The 17,415-nt window shown below is 58.7% G+C and carries 12 protein-coding genes, 5 pseudogenes and 1 other annotated feature; of the genes and pseudogenes, 6 read left to right on the forward strand and 11 right to left on the reverse strand.

The annotated features are described in order from the left end of the window. Window positions 1-72: 72 nt before the first annotated feature. The 4 genes and pseudogenes from AYM40_RS29740 to AYM40_RS29755 form a co-directional block, all read right to left on the reverse strand. Window positions 73-2,133 (reverse strand): winged helix-turn-helix domain-containing protein, encoded by a 2,061-nt coding sequence (locus tag AYM40_RS29740; protein WP_158515351.1) that lies wholly within the window; start codon window positions 2,131-2,133, stop codon window positions 73-75. Window positions 2,134-2,797: 664 nt separating this feature from the next. Then, window positions 2,798-3,721 (reverse strand): annotated as a pseudogene (locus AYM40_RS29745) (IS3 family transposase); the annotation flags it as partial. Between the two features lie 15 nt (window positions 3,722-3,736). Continuing rightward, the gene (locus tag AYM40_RS29750; protein WP_063495238.1) at window positions 3,737-5,092 is read right to left on the reverse strand and encodes an IS110 family transposase; all 1,356 of its coding nucleotides are present in this window, start codon (window positions 5,090-5,092) and stop codon (window positions 3,737-3,739) included. Between the two features lie 231 nt (window positions 5,093-5,323). Further along, a pseudogene (locus AYM40_RS29755) lies at window positions 5,324-5,584 on the reverse strand (transposase); the annotation flags it as partial. 15 nt (window positions 5,585-5,599) lie between these two features. Here AYM40_RS29755 and AYM40_RS29760 point away from each other — a divergent pair. Next, window positions 5,600-6,517 carry a LysR family transcriptional regulator gene (locus AYM40_RS29760; protein WP_063499644.1) on the forward strand — a complete coding sequence of 306 codons (918 nt, stop codon included), beginning with the start codon at window positions 5,600-5,602 and terminating at the stop codon, window positions 6,515-6,517. Between the two features lie 91 nt (window positions 6,518-6,608). Here the strand turns inward: AYM40_RS29760 and AYM40_RS29765 are convergent, their stop codons facing one another. Continuing rightward, window positions 6,609-6,914, reverse strand: coding sequence for a BON domain-containing protein (locus AYM40_RS29765; protein ID WP_158515352.1), 306 nt, complete (start codon window positions 6,912-6,914; stop codon window positions 6,609-6,611). A 291-nt stretch (window positions 6,915-7,205) separates the two neighbouring features. Next, window positions 7,206-7,916 (reverse strand): annotated as a pseudogene (locus tag AYM40_RS29770) (MFS transporter); the annotation flags it as partial. 48 nt (window positions 7,917-7,964) lie between these two features. On the opposite strand from AYM40_RS29770, the gene AYM40_RS29780 reads away from it, so the two are divergent. Further along, window positions 7,965-9,199 (forward strand): IS3 family transposase gene (locus AYM40_RS29780; RefSeq protein WP_420488449.1). Its coding sequence is split into 2 segments (ribosomal slippage): window positions 7,965-8,253 and window positions 8,253-9,199, totalling 1,236 coding nucleotides; the frame shifts between segments, so codons are not numbered across the junction. Beyond that, window positions 8,243-8,359: a sequence feature (AL1L pseudoknot), on the forward strand. Its footprint overlaps the gene before it by 117 nt. A 37-nt stretch (window positions 9,200-9,236) precedes the next feature. Here AYM40_RS29780 and AYM40_RS29785 read toward each other — a convergent pair. The 4 genes and pseudogenes from AYM40_RS29785 to AYM40_RS29800 all read right to left on the reverse strand — a co-directional run. Further along, a pseudogene (locus AYM40_RS29785) lies at window positions 9,237-9,692 on the reverse strand (MFS transporter); the annotation flags it as partial. After that, window positions 9,661-9,837, reverse strand: a complete 177-nt coding sequence (locus AYM40_RS41580; protein WP_158515353.1) for a hypothetical protein — start codon at window positions 9,835-9,837, stop codon at window positions 9,661-9,663. The gene AYM40_RS41580 and the pseudogene AYM40_RS29785, both read right to left, overlap by 32 nt. Before the next feature lie 303 nt (window positions 9,838-10,140). Beyond that, window positions 10,141-11,208 (reverse strand): porin, encoded by a 1,068-nt coding sequence (locus AYM40_RS29795; RefSeq protein ID WP_063499647.1) that lies wholly within the window; start codon window positions 11,206-11,208, stop codon window positions 10,141-10,143. Window positions 11,209-11,695: 487 nt separating this feature from the next. Then, window positions 11,696-12,322, reverse strand: coding sequence for a c-type cytochrome (locus tag AYM40_RS29800; protein WP_063499648.1), 627 nt, complete (start codon window positions 12,320-12,322; stop codon window positions 11,696-11,698). Window positions 12,323-12,432: 110 nt separating this feature from the next. Between AYM40_RS29800 and AYM40_RS29805 the strand changes: the two genes are divergently transcribed. Together AYM40_RS29805 and AYM40_RS29810 are read left to right on the forward strand one after the other, a co-directional pair. Then, on the forward strand, window positions 12,433-13,584 hold the full coding sequence (locus AYM40_RS29805) for an IS110 family transposase (protein WP_063499649.1): 1,152 nt from the start codon (window positions 12,433-12,435) through the stop codon (window positions 13,582-13,584). A gap of 466 nt (window positions 13,585-14,050) precedes the next feature. Next, window positions 14,051-14,857, forward strand: a complete 807-nt coding sequence (locus AYM40_RS29810) for an IS5 family transposase (protein WP_063495529.1) — start codon at window positions 14,051-14,053, stop codon at window positions 14,855-14,857. Between the two features lie 430 nt (window positions 14,858-15,287). On the opposite strand, the gene AYM40_RS29815 is transcribed toward AYM40_RS29810, so the two are convergent. Continuing rightward, complete coding sequence (locus AYM40_RS29815) at window positions 15,288-15,566, reverse strand: YciI family protein (protein WP_063499650.1); 279 nt, start codon at window positions 15,564-15,566, stop codon at window positions 15,288-15,290. Between the two features lie 610 nt (window positions 15,567-16,176). On the opposite strand from AYM40_RS29815, the gene AYM40_RS29820 reads away from it, so the two are divergent. Continuing rightward, window positions 16,177-16,872, forward strand: a complete 696-nt coding sequence (locus AYM40_RS29820; protein ID WP_063499651.1) for a dienelactone hydrolase family protein — start codon at window positions 16,177-16,179, stop codon at window positions 16,870-16,872. 389 nt (window positions 16,873-17,261) lie between these two features. After that, a pseudogene (locus tag AYM40_RS40805) lies at window positions 17,262-17,375 on the forward strand (cytochrome ubiquinol oxidase subunit I); the annotation flags it as partial. Window positions 17,376-17,415: the final 40 nt, after the last annotated feature.

Raw genomic sequence — 17,415 nt, forward strand, 5'->3', positions numbered from 1 at the left:
GTAGCACGTGACCATCTCATTGTCGTAATCGATCGCGGCCTGGAGGGTCGACTGAGCCAATTCCAGGGCGCCTTACTCCGAGCCTTGAACCCAAAGTACACGGGAGAGCGTCGCGCGTGCGACGATTCCGTGTTCGATATGGAACCCGGTTGCGCTCCAGCGATGCGCTGATTGATCGTAGGCAGCCAGCATCTCTTCGAGTCTGGCGCGAGCCTGTAGTTGATCGCCGAGGTAATGCAGCGTGATCCCTTCAATGCCCATGCCGAGCAGCGATTGCGTCACATCTGCCCGCCCACGCGCCAGGTCGCAGAAACGTTGAGCCATGAGCAATGCGGCCCTCGGTTCACCGCCATACTGATGTGCATTCCAAAGGCCCCATAACGCGCACGCCTCATATTCGGTGTTCCTCTGTAACACCGCATCGGCATACAGGTTCATCCATTCATGCCGGGCTTCTGGGCCAGGACCGTTCGTATAAACAAGTCCAGCAGCCAAGGCGGCGCGCAATTTCAGTACGGAGTCCGACGGGATTTCACAATCCATTGTCGAGTCATAAACTGCGAGTGCCTGCCTTGCACGGCTACAACATTCACTCAAAAGTGACAGATCGAAGAGGTAGGGAACAGTCGCCGACGCGAGCGCAACGCCCATAGACGGATCGCCAGACGACGAAAACGACCACTCAAGCGCTGCGCGGACGTTGCCGAGCTCACAGGAAAAGTCCGCCAGCCTTTTTTCATCCGTTCGTTCGGTCCCGTTCGCAGGGGCCTCGCCGAACAGTGTCAGCAAATACCGTGCGTGCATAGCCGAAGCCGCATTTCGCTCGCCGTTGTCGTCAAGCTGCTGCAAAGCGTAGTCGCGGGTAGTTTCGAGAAGGCGGTAACGCCGATCATTGCCATCGAGTTGGGCCGCGACCATCGATTTACTCACCAAACCGCAGAACGCTTCGAGCGTCTCCCAAGTGGATGCGTCCTGGTCCACTGTGAGGAAGCAAATAGCATCGAAAGTAAAGCCGCCAACGAATACGCCCAAGCGGCGCAACACGGACCGCTCGATCTCGCTCAACAGCCGGTAACTCCAATCCAGCGTGGCCCTCATTGTTTGATGTCGCGGCGGTGCAGTCCGGCAACCGCCCGTAAGAATTCGTAGACGGTCGTTGAGACGATTGCCAAGCACCTCAATGCCGAGTAAGGCGGCTCTCGCAGCGGCTAGTTCGATCGCCAGCGGGATGCCGTCGAGCGCGCGACACACGGCGCCTATCAATAGAACGGTTTTCTTGTCCACCGCGAATTCAGGCGCGACGCCCTTCACCCGGGCAAGGAAGAGCTGTGCCGCACCGGTTAGCAGCACGGCGCCTTCTGTGCTTGCCGCCTCGGGTACAACGAGTGGTGGCACGGGATACAGCGTCTCATCGGGAATTCGTAAAGGCTCGCGGCTCGTCGCCAGGATGACATGCCCGGAATTTCGCAGCGCCAACGCAATGTTCGCCGCGCTGCCAACAACGTGTTCGCAGTTATCCAACACGATGAGCAGCCGCTTACCGCGCACTGCATCGACGATTGTGTTGATCGAGAGCGGTGCATTCGCGTTTTTTATGCGCAGCCCGGCGGCCGCCGCGTCGAGCGCAAATCGTTCATCCGTTACCGATGAAAACGATATCACTACGACACCGTCGGGAAACGCGGGGGCTGCTTTTCTGGCGGCTTCGATCGCGAGGCGTGTCTTGCCGATCCCCCCGGTACCGACTAGCGTCACCGTTTCACGGTGTTTCAACACAGTCAGCACTTCCGCCAACGTCAGATCGCGCCCGACGAGGTGCACGTTGCTACCGTTTGATATGACCTGCGAGTCGTCAAAGGACGTGACCAGCGCAGCATCAGGCTGCGTATCGCGCACATGCTCCGCGCGGACTACGTTGGTGCATTGCAATAATTTATAGCCACGACCGGAAACCGTTCTGATCAATTGGCTGCTGGCACCGAAGACCTTTCTCAACGCGGAAATTTGAACCTGCAGATTGTTCTCTTCCACCACGGTTCTCGGCCAGACGACGCGCAGGATTTCATCTTTCGACACCAGTTCGCCATTGGCGTTGTTCAGAAGTTCCAGGATATCGAAAGCGCGCGAGCCCACTCGAAGTGGAGCGCCGTCGCGTCGTACTTCGCGCAGTGCGAAGTCAATTTCCAGATCACCAATGCGTAACACGGCAACCTCCTGTCTTCAAACGTATGCATACGCGGTGACCAACGAGACGTGCCAGACGACACGCTAAGTAATTCACCGGTCGTCGAATCCGGCCTAAGTGAAGTTACCCGGAACCCTAATCTTCATCGTCTCAATGGCTGGATTGCACACCGGTTGCGCTGCACCAGTCCAGTGCATCTTAACGAGCTGAGTTCACGTTGACTTGTATTGAGTCCCACAGAAAGTTGCCTCAGACGGAACAACGCGTGGGCTGTTCCCATTCTCGCCTTGCTTCGCTACCTCGCAATCCGCAGCATTTTTTCTGCAAGACGCCCGTGGTACCGATGCGGGCAATGCAACTTAAGGAAATTTTAGAAGCGCTTAAGTACACCCATCGACGGCGACGCTAGCATGAACATCATCATGCTCTAGACGCTAACCGTGCTTGCACTGCCTGTCCTCGGGTGCCCTCCGTCACAACGTTGCCGCGCTTCCATGCTTTGACAAATAGGATCGGGAGATATGGACACGCTTAACGCAATGAAAGTCTTCGTACGAATCGTCGAAGCGGGGTGACCTTGCCCCCGTTCCGCGAATCCCATAACCGAGGGAATTATGCGGCTCGTCCCTGCTGAGCCGCGAACCAGTTTTTCTCGAATGTCATGGGACTGACGTAGTCGAGTGTCGAGTGCAACCGGCGTGCATTGTAAAAGCTCAGCCAGTCAATCACCTCATCCATTGCAGCACGCCGCGTGGTGAAGTGTCGTCCATGCATACGAGCTACCTTCAGCGAACCCCACAGGCTTTCCGTCGGCGCGTTGTCCCAGCAATCGCCGCGTCGGCTCATCGACGAGCGCATGCCGTAGGCCTTCAGCGTGTCCTGGAACAGGCCGCCGCAATACTGGCTGCCCCGGTCGCTATGCACGATTACACCAGCCTCGGGGCGACGCCGGAACCACGCCATGCGTAGCGCGTCTGTGACCAACTCCGCTTTCATGTGCGGCTGCATCGACCAGCCCACCACCTGCCGGCTGAACATGTCGATGATGACCGCGAGGTACACCCAGCCTTCGGCTGTCGCCAGATAGGTAATATCGCTCGTCCAGACCTGATTCGGCGCCGACGCCGTGAAGTCGCGCCCCAGTAGATTCGGTGCAACCGGCAGGTTGTGATTCGAGTTCGTCGTCGCGATGTACTTGCGCTTGTGCCGTGCACGAATGCCATGCTGCGCCATCAGCTTGCGAACCCGCTCCTTGCCCACGCGCACGCCGCGCGCGAGCAGTTCCTTCCACATGCGCGGCCAGCCGTATTCGCCCTTGACCTGCGCGTGAATCGCCTTGATGTGCGCGAGCAGGGCATCGTTGCTCATGTAGCCTCTTTGCGGCTTGTCCTTGGCGCTGCGTTGCTGGCGCTGATGATATCCGCTGGGGCTGACTTCGAGCGCTTCACACAGTACTGAAACTGGCCAGTGGTGTCGATTCCGGTCAATGAACGCGCACTTCACATCGACTCCTTCGCGAAGTACGCTGCGGCTTTCCTAAGAAACACACCTTCACGCTGGCGAGTCCTGAGGTTGCAGTGAATACCCAAATTGCGCCGCGCGGCGATGAAGCTGTTTGATGACGCGGTCCCTGTACTGCTGCTCGTAATGATCCGCACCCGGGTCGCGATAGTCCATGCCATAGCGCATCGCGTTATAAAACAGGACAGCGATCTTGCGCGCCGTCGCGGTCACGGCCTTGGCGTTGCCGATGCGCCCGGCGAGGCGCCGGTAGAATGCACCAAGCGCGGTATTGCTTCTTCCAACGGTCACCGCCGCAAGCCTCAGGGCGACTGTGATGCGACTGCTTGTTTTGCGCGTGTGCGATGACAGCACCTTGCCACCGCTGATCTTGCAGCCGGGCGAAAGCGTGAGCCATGAAGTGAAATGTTTGGCGGTTGGCCATCGGCTCAAGTCCGTTCCACATTCGCCAATCAGGCGCAGTGCAAGGAATGGGCCGATGCCGTGAATTTGCGTCAGGTCGGTCCCCGCCAGTTGGTACATGGCCGTGCGCACATCAAAGTTGGGATCGCTGGGCAGCTTGCTGCGATGCTTCGCCTTCGGCAACGGCGCATCCGGAATCGGGTGAGCGATATTGAGAATCGCGACAGCGCGTTCGATCTCAACATCGCACTCGTCGATACACCGCTGGTAAAAGTCATACAGCGCAAGCGCCTGCTTCAAGGCGAATACGTGCTCGGGCTGGTAGTTGCCCACCAGTGCACTACGAATGGTCTCAAGGCTTTCCTTGCAGCGGACGTCGCGCATCGCCGCCAGCCGGTCTGGATCGCGTTCGCCGGCGACGATCGCGCGGACGATCCGCATTCCAGTGACGCCCGTGATATCCGTGATCACGTGGTGCAACTGGATATTCATGAAGGTCAGCGCTTTCTGCATGTGCTGGATATGCGCGGCGGCATAGTCAGTATGCCTTTCGCGGCAACGCAGGTATGCGCGTAATTCCGCGATGTCGCGCCCAGGCCGGAAACTTGCCCGTAGTAGCCCACACGCGTGCAGTCGCTGCAGCCATTGTGCGTCGTTGACATCACTCTTTCTTCCAGGGACTGCGCGCGCCTCGCGTGCATTGGCAAGAACGACTTCAAGGCCCCGGGACTCCAGCACCTCGTAGGCGGCGACCCAGTACACGCCGGTCGATTCCATCACAACCGTCTTTGTGCCGGTCGCGACGAGCCAGTCCGCCATGCGTTGCAAATCGCTCGTAAATGCCTGGAATGTCTGCACCGGCTCGTCGCACAGATCTGGACTCACGGCGACAACATGGAACCGTGAACCGATATCAATACCGGCTGCAAACGGATGAATGATCGGCAACCCTGAGGGCTTGGATCGTGTTCGGTCTTTTGGCATCACCCACCTCCTGGATAATCAGGCGCAGGACGGGGACTCGGAATAGATCAATTTCCTAAACGGGGTCGCCCGAAGACGCCGCCACAGATGAGTCCGCAGCTTCCCCTGGGCCAGGTTTTTTGACGGGGTTCATACCTCCAAGAAGCTTACGGCCACTGTCTCTGCGTGCATCGAGTGTACTCCCCGGGAGTTTCTACTCATGAGGGGCGCGCGCAAGCGCGTAGGGCGGTTTTTTAAAATATCCCGCTCCATCTTCAGGCGAGCCACTTCCGCACGCAGCCGCGCCAGTTCCATCTGTTCTGGGCTCACAGGCTTCGTGCCAGCGCCCGCCAGCCTGCCTTCCCGCTCAGCCTTTATCCAGTTGTACAGCGTCTGTTCAACAACACCCAGTGTCGCCGCCACGGCCGCCATGCTTTGTCCGGCCTTGACCAGTCGCACGGCTTCCAGCTTGAATTCGAGCGTGTACTGTGCCCGCTTTGCCTTGCCTGTCATCGTTCTTCTCCTTGCTTGAGTTTACCTGCTCAGCAAGGGATTCGTTTTTCGGGGGCAAGCTCAGGGAGCTTCACACGGGCAGCGGACTCGTACGGCCTGACTCCGCCGAAGGTCTCAAAGATGTTGCAAACGCTCGAGCATCATCTGGGAAGCAAGCTGTTGCACCGGACCACCCGCAAGGTATCGCTAACCGATGACGGGCATGCCTACTATCAACGGTGCGTTGCTGTACTCAACGAAATCGACGACATGGAAGCATGCCTTTCAAGTGCCAGGATTGCTCCGAAAGGACGTCTGAAAGTCAATTTTCCGACTGCCATGGCCAAGTGGATCGTGATTCCCGCGCTCCCTGGATTCATCGCCCAGTATCCGGAGATCAGTGTTGAGATGGGACTCACCGACCGGCAGGTCGACATCGTCGGCGAGGGAGTCGACTGCGTCGTGCGCGTGGGCGCGTTGGAGGATTCCGGTCTGGTCGCGAAGCGTATCGGCAGCATGACGACATGCACGTGCGCGTCTCCCAGCTATCTCGCCCAGCACGGCACGCCTCAAACCCTCGAGGATCTGGACCAGCATACTGCGGTGAACTATGTGTCCAGCGATACCGGCCGCGCGCGAATGTGGGATTTTCTGGTCAACGGAGAGGCGAAGACCGTCCAGATGAGGGGTGCCGTCGCGGCGAACGACGCCGACGCTTACGTCGCCTGTGCGCTCACAGGTTTAGGGCTCGCGAAAACGTCAATGTACCTGGTGGAACCGCACTTGCGTGCCGGCACCTTGCAGGACATCTTACGGTCTTTCAATACGAAACCGCGCCCGATCTCGGTGCTTTACACGCCGAACCGGCACCCACCGAAGAAGCTCAAGATCTTCATCGACTGGCTAGCTGCGCTGTATGCACAGAACCCGGTGTTGCAGGGCAAGACCCTATAGCCGGTCCACAATGGGGAGGTGCGCCCACATCCAAAGCTTGCCCCGCGATCGTCGCGGATCTGGTGCTCGCCAGATCGCGACGCGCGTTTGATTACTGGGCGCCCTCTTCTTCTAGCACAATTCGGTTATCGACCGACTGCACTTGAGGGACCCGCTTGGCTGCATCACCCGCGAGTTGGATCTGTGAGCTATCCGGCACCGTTCTTACCAGAGAAACCGCGCCGCCTTTAACCAATACGGCGATATTGCTGGAAGTCAAACCCTTCGTCGCATAAAGCGCATGGCGGACAGCTTTCGACAGTTGCCGGTTCTGTGCTCGGATCGCAGATTTGCTGGTGCTGCCGGCAGGTTGCGCTGTATTGGCATCGCTGGCGGACTGAGCGAAAGCCAGATTCATGCTGAGTAACGCTACGAGTCCGCACGTTACGGTAAAGATGGAAAGTCGCATCATATTTCCCCGAATGCGTTGATGACTAACAGTGGCTCGCAGAAAACCTGCGCCAAACAATGGCACAGACTGCGCATGAAATGATGGTAGGGACACGGGACTTACACCAACTAATCCTTATTAAAAAATGTGATCATTCTCGTTGATCTCCCAAGTTCTCTAAGCCTCCTCGCGTCTTCACATTGCTATCTGCTTGCAGCGCGGCTATTACCGCAAAGCTTTTTCGTTTCATTCATATTTTCACACCCGTTGCGCCGTCGTGGCAGGTGCATCCATCCGCGCCGCGAACCAGGCGAGCAGCAACGCCGCGACCGTCACAGCCGCCGCTACCAACGGCAACGAATCGAGCCCGTAGCCGTGACTGATCGTGAGACCGCCTAACCACGCGCCACCTGCGTTGCCGACGTTGAACGCACCGATGTTTAACGTTGAAGCGAGATTCGGCGCCGCGGCCGCCTTCTCGACCACACGCATCTGCAGCGGTGGCACAGTCGCAAATGCTGCGATGCCCAAGACGAACACGGTTACCGCCGCCGCGATCTGCGAATGGCTGGTCCGCGCGAAGATTGCCATAACCACCGCCAACGCCACCAGAATCCCCATCAGCGAAGGCATCAACGCGCGGTCCGCCAGTTTTCCGCCGATCGTATTGCCAACCGTCAGCCCAACGCCAAACAGCACGAGGATCAGTGTCACGCCGTGCGGCGAGAAACCGCTCACCTGCTCGAGAATCGGCGCGATGTAGGTGAACACGACAAACACGCCGCCGAAACCGAGCACGGTCATCCCGAGCGCCACCCACACTTGCGGGTCCTTTAGTACGCGCACTTCATGGCCGAGCCCAACCGGTCCCGTGTCATGCCGGTTCGGCACCAGTGCTGCGATACCCGCAAGCGACGCAACACCAAGCGCGCTTACGACCCAGAATGCCGCGCGCCAGCCGAACAACTGAACCGCCCCGGATTTGGTGGAGGCTCCAATTTTTGAGAAAATGGAGCTATGAACAAGTCGAACAAATTTTCTGCTGAAGTCCGCGAGCGTGCTGTGCGCATGGTGCAAGAGCATCGGGGCGAGTATCCCTCGCAGTGGGCAGCGATCGAATCCATCGCCCCCAAGATCGGCTGTACGAGCCAGACGCTGCTGGGATGGGTCAAGCGAGAAGAAGTTGATAGGGGTGAGCGTGAGGGCGTCACGACGTCGGAACGTGAGCGCCTCAAGGCACTGGAGCGTGAGGTTAAGGAACTGCGCCGTGCCAATGAGATCCTGAAGCTGGCGAGCGCATTTTTCGCCCAGGCGGAACTCGACCGCCGCCTGAAGTCCTGAAGGCCTTTATCGATCAGCATCGCGACACCTTCGGGGTCGAGTCGATCTGCAAGGTCTTGCGGATTGCCCCGTCTGGCTATCGGCGTCATGCCGCACAGCTTCGCGATCCGTCGCGGCGCTGTGCCCGAGCGAAACGCGATGAGTTTCTGAGTCCGGAAATCAAGCGAGTCTGGCAGGCCAACATGCAGGTCTACGGCGCAGACAAAGTCTGGAAGCAGTTGAACCGGGAGGGTATCGCGGTGGCACGTTGCACCGTCGAGCGGCTGATGAAGCAACAGGGTTTGCGCGGTGTGAGGCGTGGAAAGCGAGTTCGCACGACGATCCCCGACGTATCGGCTCCACGCCCGCTCGACCGGGTCAACCGTCAGTTCAAGGCTGACCGGCCGAACCAGCTCTGGGTTTCGGATTTCACGTACGTCTCGACGTGGCAGGGCTGGCTTTATGTCGCATTTGTGATCGACGTATTTGCTCGGCGCATTGTCGGCTGGCGCGTCAGCTCGTCGATGACCACGGACTTCGTTCTGGATGCACTTGAACAGGCGCTGTACGCTCGACGGCCGGACAATGACGGAACACTGATCCATCACTCCGATAGAGGTTCGCAATACGTCAGCATTCGCTACAGCGAACGGCTGACCGAAGCAGGCATCGAGCCGTCGGTTGGCAGCAGGGGCGACAGCTACGATAACGCGCTGGCTGAAACGATCAACGGGCTGTACAAGGCAGAAATGATTCATCGTCGTGCGCCGTGGAAAACGCGTGAGTCCGTCGAATTGGCGACGCTGGAATGGGTAGCCTGGTTCAACCATCATCGGCTGATGGAACCTCTCGGCTATATCCCGCCCGCTGAAGCTGAGGCAAACTACTACCGGCAATTCAGCAATACCATCGCTGTGCCGGCATCAACTTAAACCAACCAGCCTCCACGATTCTCGGGGCGGTTCACAACTGTCCGATGAACGTGCCGAGCGGCACGCCAAGTACGTTCGCGAGCGTGAGTCCCGTAAACATCAACGCGATCGCCCCAGCACGTTTTTCCTGCGGCACAAGCGACGCCGCGACCACCGCGCCAATGCCGAAGAACGACCCGTGCGCGAACGAGGTCACGACGCGCGCGACCATTAGCACGCTGTAATTCAATGCGACCGCGCACAACACATTGCCGACGATGAACACCCCCATCAGCAACTGCAGCGCAAGTTTTCGCGGCATTTTTCTGGTGATCAGCGCGAGCAACGGTGCGCCGACTGCGACACCGAGCGCATAGCCACTCACGAGCAGCCCTGCAGACGGAATCGACACCGCGAGGTCATGTGCGACCTCAGGCAGCAAGCCCATGATCACGAACTCGGTAGTGCCGATGGCGAAGGCGCTAATCGCTAGCGCGAAGAGTGGAATAGGCATCACAAGTCTCCAGATTCCAGCACGCGATGGGACCCGCTTCGGGGATCAGGCCGAGCGTCAGCGTCTCAAACATGAAGTCGGACTGGTTGCCGAAAGCGATCGAGCCGAATTGATCGCCTGCCAGTCCGCCGTACTGCTTGTTCACGTACGTCACACCTCCATCGATGACGTTATTAAACAACACACTGCTCTGTGCGAGCGCGCTCCCCAATGCTCCGGAAAACCAGTGCGCAGCAAGACGCACCCGATGCTACCCCGTCGTTTCATAAAAAGCATGGTAGAACGCTTAATTCCTCTTAAGCGATCGATTCATGGAGCAGGTTACGTAGCGACATAACTGATATTGCGGGTAGTCGGCGCAGGCGCCATGCCGCGATTTTCTACTGAGTCAGCTTTCTTCCGTTCTATCGCTACGTCGATACCATCTGCGGCGGTTTCCGTCTCGCGGTCAAAAGAAGTGAATCATGCCGGTAACGACCGAGCGCTGGTTGATGCCTGCGCTAGCTGGTGAAGTGCTTGAAATACCGAGCGTGCCTTGGGCGTTGTTTCTGGCAAGCCCGGCCTCCGTGTACAGATCCGTCGACTTCGACAGCAGGTAGTGAACGCCTAGTTTGAAGAATGCACCGTTGCGCTCGGAGCTCACCCTGTCCGCCAGATACGTATAGTCCGAAACAAGCCTGAACGCCGGAGTGATATCGTACCGGCCGCCGATCGAATAATAGTCTTGGCTGCTTCCGGTTGCTGGATCCTTGAAGTTCTGGAAATTCAGGCTGACCTTGTAGGCACTGCCTGTATAGGCGAGGAATACGGTGTAGGCCCTCGCCACCGTGTGATCGGTCGCCCCGGTCGGGTCGTTGCCGGAGATATAACCGGCGCTCGCGGATACGGGCCCTAGCGCGTAGTACAGCGCAGCCGACACCTCACGCTGGTTCTGGAAATCGCCTGCGGTTCCGCCAAAGCTGTTCAACACGCTGGCACTGAGGCCGTAGATCGTCGGTGTCTGATATTTGACCGAGTTGTTAGCCCAGGTATATTGAAAGCCGTTGAAGCCAGTGCGGGTCTGAAAGACCGTGTTTGCCACCGAGCCGAAATTCTCAAAGCCGCTGGCATCCGTGCGATAAAGTACTTCGACGAATGGGGTGTAGTGACGGCCAAACGAGATCGTCCCGAAGTCATCCTTTCTCAATCCCACCCACGCACCACGGTCGAACAGGAAACTGCCCGCCGAGGTCGGCTGGCCCGAGTTGGTGCTCTTCCCGGCACCCGGCAAGAAACCCGATTCAAGTTTGAATAGCGTCGCCATCCCGCCGCCCAGATCCTCCACCCCGGAGAAGATCAGCCGGCTGACGACCAGATTCGCCTGACCATATGCCCACTGATTCTTGTCATTTGCACCTACGCCATTTGTGAAGCTGATTCCGCCGTCGATGATCCCGCTCAAGGTGACACTCGATTGTGCATGCGCTTCGCCAATCACGAGAGAAACTGCTAAAACAGTAATAATCCTCTTGTACATTCCTGGTCTCCATTGTTCTGCTAATCGCACAGTCTCATTACCGTTTTGATTTGCAATACTAATCATTTTGAGTCGCATCCCAGCTATCGAATGGCTTTTGTTTGGTTGGCCGAACCTCCATTCCATCCGAGTCGTGCAACTTAAGAGGCATCTCTTCCGGCCAGCCGATGCCCCCACTCTCCGTCATCGAGCCTGTCTTTCCTGTATCGAATACGGACACTTGACAAGCCTTGAATCCCGGCTTACGGACTCTAAAACCGCATCGGGGGACGTCACTATCGTGCGTATGGCATCAGGACATCCCACAGCGTTGAATTGACAAGCTCAGCGTGAGTCAAGTATTGAGATACAACCGGGCCGAACTGATCTGCCTGAATTCGCCAACGGCCCCTTCGTCGCCTGCATCTATCGTCGAACTCACTATATGGCCGACTTCAGAAGGACACCTTATCAAAAATAGCGTCGGTTTGTCAGATCGTCCATATTTTCATTGCTTCAGTGCTGCTACATACGCGGACACAGCGACAATCTCGTCGTCGCTCAGCAGCGGAACGATCAGACTCATCAGCTTCCCCCTACCCCCGCGCTCTCCGCTCTTCCAGGCGTGGAGTTGCGTTTGGACATATTCCTCATGCTGGCCGGTGATACGCGGGAAGTCAGGCTCGATACCGCCTCCCGCTGCACGGTGACATGAAATACACGCTGGCGCGCCGTTCGCGCCGCCATGTGTATAGACAAGCGCTCCGGCATCGACGAGCGCTGCGTTTGAAGCCGCACCCGACGCGAGCTTTTGCGCTGCATAGAAGGTCGCGAGTGCTTTCATCTCGTCCAGCGAGAGGTCTTTCACCATGGTCTGCATGATCTCGTTGTGCCGCAACGGCAGTACACCCGGGCCGCCCTTGAACTGTGTGATCTGCTTGTACAGATACTCCGGATACTGGCCTGCAAGGCGTGGGTAGGTCCCGACTGTGCTGTTTCCGTCGACGCCGTGACAGGCTGCGCAGCGTTGTGTCGTGAGTGTTGTGACACGTGCCGTCAGGTCGTCGGCGTGTGCGATCACCGCGGCGCACAGCAGGACGCCGACGACCAGTACTGCCCGCGCTACCGGACCCACAAAGCCTCGTTCGAAGGCGCTTCTAGATGCTATGTGGGAGGGCAGCGACAGAAAGCCCGACTGGAGTAAAACGGGACTTGCACATTCGTTTTCTCCGGAGGAGTACGCAAATGGATACGCCTGACACAGCCCTCCGTGGGCAGAATACGACGGCAGGTGGCCGCCTGTACATGGCTTTTGAACTGGGCGAGAAGAACTGGAAGCTCTCACTGGGTGATGGCCAGCGCGCGCCCAGCCGCTGTACGGTCGCCGCCGGTGATACCACGGCGGTTCTCACCGCCATCGCCAACGCCAGGGCGCGTTGCCATCTCGGCGCCGACGCACCCGTCTACAGCTGTTATGAAGCTGGCCGCGACGGTTTCTGGCTGCACCGCTGGCTGGCTGAACAGGGCATCGTCAATCTCGTGGTGGATTCGGCCAGCATCGAGGTGAACCGCCGTGCGCGTCGCGCCAAGACAGACCGGCTTGACAGCGACAAGCTGCTGTCGATGCTCATGCGCTATTACGCGGGCGAGCGGCGCGTGTGGGCGGTGGCACGCATTCCCACGCCCGGGCAGGAGGACGACCGGCGCCTGCACCGCGAGCTCGAACGCCTGCGCAAAGAGCAGACCGCGCACACCAACCGGATCCGCTCCCTGCTGGTACTGCACAACCTTCGGGTCCGGTCTGTCGGCGGCCGCATCTGGACGCACTGGTGGCCCCGTCAGCGCGAGTTGCTGGCGCCCGGTCTGCGCGCCGAGATCGACCGCGAATGTGAGCGGCTCGCGCTGGTGCACCAGCAGATCCGCCTGCTCGAAGTGCAGCAGGAGCGGCAGGTGCGTAGCGGCGCACATCCCGGCATGGCGCTGCTCGCACAGCTTGCCGGCATCGGTGCAGGCAGTGCGTGGACGCTCGTCAGGGAACTGTTCGGCTGGCGGCAGTTTCGCAACCGCCGCGAAGTGGCCGGCTGTCTGGGCCTGACGCCCACGCCGTACGCCAGCGGCACCAGCGAGGTTGAACTCGGTATCAGCAAGGCGGGCAACCGGCGATGTCGCTGGCTGATGGTCGAGCTCGCCTGGAGCTGGCTGCGCCTGCAGCCCGGCAGCCAGCTCAGCCACTGGTTCAACGAGCGCTTTGCCGGTACCGGCAAGCGGATGCGGCGCATCGGTATCGTTGCGCTCACACGCCGTCTGGCGATCGCCCTGTGGCGTTATCTCGAGCACGGCGAGATCCCCGTCGGCGCGATACTCAAGCCGCGCGACGTCAACACCGTGAGGGCCTGAATGACTGAATGACATCGGATGCAGCAACAGCATGTAAAGGTCAACGCGCCCGGAACACCCTCGGGCTACCCACTGCGGGTGGCCGTTTCCCTAGATGGGGCGCGTCGGTAACAGGGTAGCTCCAGCGCTTCGCGCATGCGGCATGAGGTGACCGGCCTGTCAGGCCGGCACGGATAGAAGGTCGACCTGGCACTGACCGGTCAACAGACACCCTGACCTGAATGACATTGACATGCCAGGCTGCAACAAGGTGTGCGCGATGAGCGTCGATATCGTCCTTTACGCAACGGTCTCTACGGCCAGCCTGCGTCTGGTCATGGTAGGTGACCACGCAGGCTGGCCGTAGAGACCGGACAAGGAGGTTTACTTCGCATAACAGAATGTTTATCGTGAACCGGGCTTGACTTTCGGTTCCCCATAGAAGAGGGTGTTAGGAACTTTGAGTTAGACCTGGTATCCTGGCGGAATGAAAAACCGCAGGCCATACCCAACGGATGTGTCGGATGAAGAGTGGTACTTCGCCGCTCCGTACCTGACCTTGATGAACAAAGACGCGCCGCAGCGCCGCTACGAACTGCGCGAGATGTTCAACGCGCTGCGCTGGATCGTACGTGCGGGTGCGCCGTGGCGTTTGTTGCCCAATGATTTTCCACCGTGGGAACTGGTCTACCAGCAGACGCAACGCTGGATTCAGGCAGGCTGTTTCGAGGCGATGGTGAATGACCTGCGTTCGATCATCCGGATCGCACAGGAGCGCCGTGGTCAACCCAGCGCGGTCATTCTCGACGGGCGGACCCTGCAGTCGACATGCGAGAGTGGGCCTCGCGCCGGTTACGACGGCTACAAACGCAAACGCGGCAGTAAGGTCCACATGGCGGTTGATACTTTGGGGCAGTTGCTTGCTGTGCATGTTACGCCGGCCAACGAACAGGAACGCGCGCAGGTCGGAGAACTGGCGCGTCAGGTTCAGCAGGCCACGGGCCAGACGGTCAAGGTGGCGTTCGCCGATCAGGGATATACCGGCGAAGAGCCTGCGCAGGCGGCACTCGACGAAGGGATTGAGCTTCAGGTAATCAAGCTGCCGGAGGCGAAGAAGGGCTTCGTGCTGTTGCCGCGCCGCTGGGTGGTCGAGCGCAGCTTCGGCTGGCTCAACCGGTTCCGACGACTGGCCAGAGACTACGAACGATTGCCCGAAACCTTGGCTGGTTTGCATTTCGTCGTATTCTCCGTGCTTATGCTTGTTCACTTTGCAACCCTTAACAAAAGTGCCTAACACCCTCTAGCCATTGGTGTGTCTCCTCGAATTTGAAACGGAATATTGACTTTCACCCTTGTCTCCTCTTTGCTACCGCGCGGCATGACTGCTCGCCCCGTCTCAAACTGAGGCCTACGTCTATATCGCTCGAGCGCCATAGCCGGAAAGCCCGCGCATTTACCGCTGAGTCCGATTAATCCCGTCGTGTTTGACAAGTCACGCACAACATGGTGTGGGACGCCTTGAACGATTGGCACGCCATACAGGCGCACTCCGCCTCTCTCGATACGGATCAGACGTATCAAGCGCCGGTTCTGTCGGCAGGTGGGTATGAATCGATACGGGAGGCGCTCGACACCGCACGGCGCCCGTTACAGGATTGGACGACATCGTCAAACAGGGGGCGCCGCATCTCGCGGCTCATCGGCGCACGCCGGTTGTCAATCGTTTAACCCACCCGGCGATGAAAACGGTGAATCCTGACTTCGTCCCAAAGCCCGGCTGCGAAGAGCGGGTCATTGCGATTGAATGCCTCGACTTCGCCGCGTGTTTGCGCTTCCACAAGAAAGAAGCTGCCGATCTTGTTCTCTCCTGCGTCGTCCACTAATGGACCGGATGTGACAAGCGTGATCGGCCCGCTCTCCAGATACGCGCGATGCTTCGGAGTGTTGGCTTCGCGAAGGGCCACGGCACCGGGCTTATCGGTGCAGAAAATGATCCAATGCATGATTTTCAGTTCCTATCAAAGTCGGGCAGGATTGATATGCACTTGCTGGGTTGCACAAAGAATCCCGTCGGGTTAATCGCTTCATTGCCCTGAAGCGGGCAATGTATTGGCCGGCTTTGGCGCCGCCTCGCGCTCTGCGTTCCGCAAATTCCGAATAGCGTGGATACAGAAATGACCTCTACGGCCGGAAAACTCATGTAGTATCAGTCTCTTGCGACGTAACTTGATGCGCTACACGTCCTATGGCTTACCGAATGATCCGATTTTTTGGGGGCCTGCTCGAAGCCGCCGAAAAGGGAGAGGCCCCCCCCGCGATGGAGGGAATTCACTTCTACGACCGCTTCCAGACTTTATGACGGTGGTTGTTCATCCACCATGACTGGACGTGCGCAGGCTGGAGACTTTCTGTGAACCAATCTGCGTCGTGCTCGTGCCCGTTCAGAATGATTCAGATCTTTTATCGCGCCCGACGAGACGCGATTGAATAAGCTCAGTGTGATGACATGACCCACTGCGCGCTGCTTTTTGGCATTGCTCAGCGCGACATCGCGCATACATGCCACGTTGCTCGGTGCGCGCGCCGGCATCTAACTCGACAGTGGAGATAAGAATGAGCGAAATTCTTTCTATCACGGTTCCAGATGGCACATTTTCAGCGTACGTTGCGCGCCCTGCCCGGCAACCCGCACCGGCAGTCGTGATCCTGCAGGAAATATTTGGCGTCAATCCCGACTTGCGACAAACTGCTGACGAACTGGCCGCACTCGGCTTCGTCGGCATCTGTCCTGATCTGTTCTGGCGCCAGGCACCGAATGTCCAGCTATCGGACAAGACCGATTGGGACAAGACGGGCAAGCTCTACGAGGCCTACGATGTCAATCAAGGCGTTCCGGATATCGTCGCAACGGTGCAGGCAGCGCGAACGCTCCCAGGCGCAACAGGCAAGGTCGGTGTGGTCGGCTTTTGCCTTGGCGGCCTGATGACGTTCCTGACCGCTGCGCGATCCAACGTCGATGCGGCGGTTTGCTATTACGGTGGCAGAACCGAACAGTTCCTGGCCGAAGCGCCGAATGTGACCGCACCGCTCATCATGCATTTCGGTACCGAGGACGAATACATCTCCAGAGACGCCCAGAAAGCAATCAAGGACTCAGTCGCTGGAATGCCCAACGTAGAGATATTCACCTACCAAGGCAGCGCACACGCTTTTTCGCGGCACAACGGGACCAAATACGATGCGGCGGCAGCGGCGCTGGCCAACGGCCGCACCGCCAGCTTCTTCAAGACACATCTCGGCCTCGCATGAGGCCACGCCGTCGAAGCCGCGTTGCGTGCCTCGACGGCTTCCCCTCGGTCCATTAGCCGCCCCTCAGCGCAGGTTGGTCTTGACCAGTTCGACAGTCTCATCGCCGCGTCCGCTCAGAATCGCGCGCAGCATGTAGAGGCTAGACCCCTTCGCCTGTGATTGCTCGATCGCAGGCGGCATCGCCAGTCACGTCTGGCGATAACAGCAAGCCGGTCGGCCGTTTCACGCAAAATTCAGAACGTTCAACTACGCTGCGCTGCTTTCGCCGTTCAAAGTTGGAGGCATTAAAAATGCGTACCATCGACACCCCTACCGAGGTGCACTTTGCACAGGCGCAACGGTATCGCTCCTACGACCGAGCCGGCCCGCGTCCACCGAAGCCCACGACGGTGAATCCCGGCGCGCTCGATCTCTCGAGACTGCAATTTGCTTTCACGGTTTCTTTCCACATCGTCTTTCCCGCGATGAGCATCGGCCTTGCCCGCTTTCTTGCCGTGCGTTGGTGGGAGCGGTCGTGATCCTGCCGATCATCCTCATCTATAC

The sequence above is a fragment of the Paraburkholderia phytofirmans OLGA172 genome, from assembly GCF_001634365.1.
GTDB lineage: Bacteria > Pseudomonadota > Gammaproteobacteria > Burkholderiales > Burkholderiaceae > Paraburkholderia.

Coding starts and splice junctions, on each gene's coding strand:
- AYM40_RS29820 (WP_063499651.1), top strand. CDS start 16,177: ATGAGCGAAATTCTTTCTATCACGGTTCCAGATGGCACATTTTCAGCG.
- AYM40_RS29815 (WP_063499650.1), bottom strand. CDS start 15,566: ATGCATTGGATCATTTTCTGCACCGATAAGCCCGGTGCCGTGGCCCTT.
- AYM40_RS29795 (WP_063499647.1), bottom strand. CDS start 11,208: ATGTACAAGAGGATTATTACTGTTTTAGCAGTTTCTCTCGTGATTGGC.
- AYM40_RS29810 (WP_063495529.1), top strand. CDS start 14,051: ATGAAAAACCGCAGGCCATACCCAACGGATGTGTCGGATGAAGAGTGG.
- AYM40_RS29765 (WP_158515352.1), bottom strand. CDS start 6,914: ATGAATCTGGCTTTCGCTCAGTCCGCCAGCGATGCCAATACAGCGCAA.
- AYM40_RS29805 (WP_063499649.1), top strand. CDS start 12,433: ATGGATACGCCTGACACAGCCCTCCGTGGGCAGAATACGACGGCAGGT.
- AYM40_RS29750 (WP_063495238.1), bottom strand. CDS start 5,092: ATGCCAAAAGACCGAACACGATCCAAGCCCTCAGGGTTGCCGATCATT.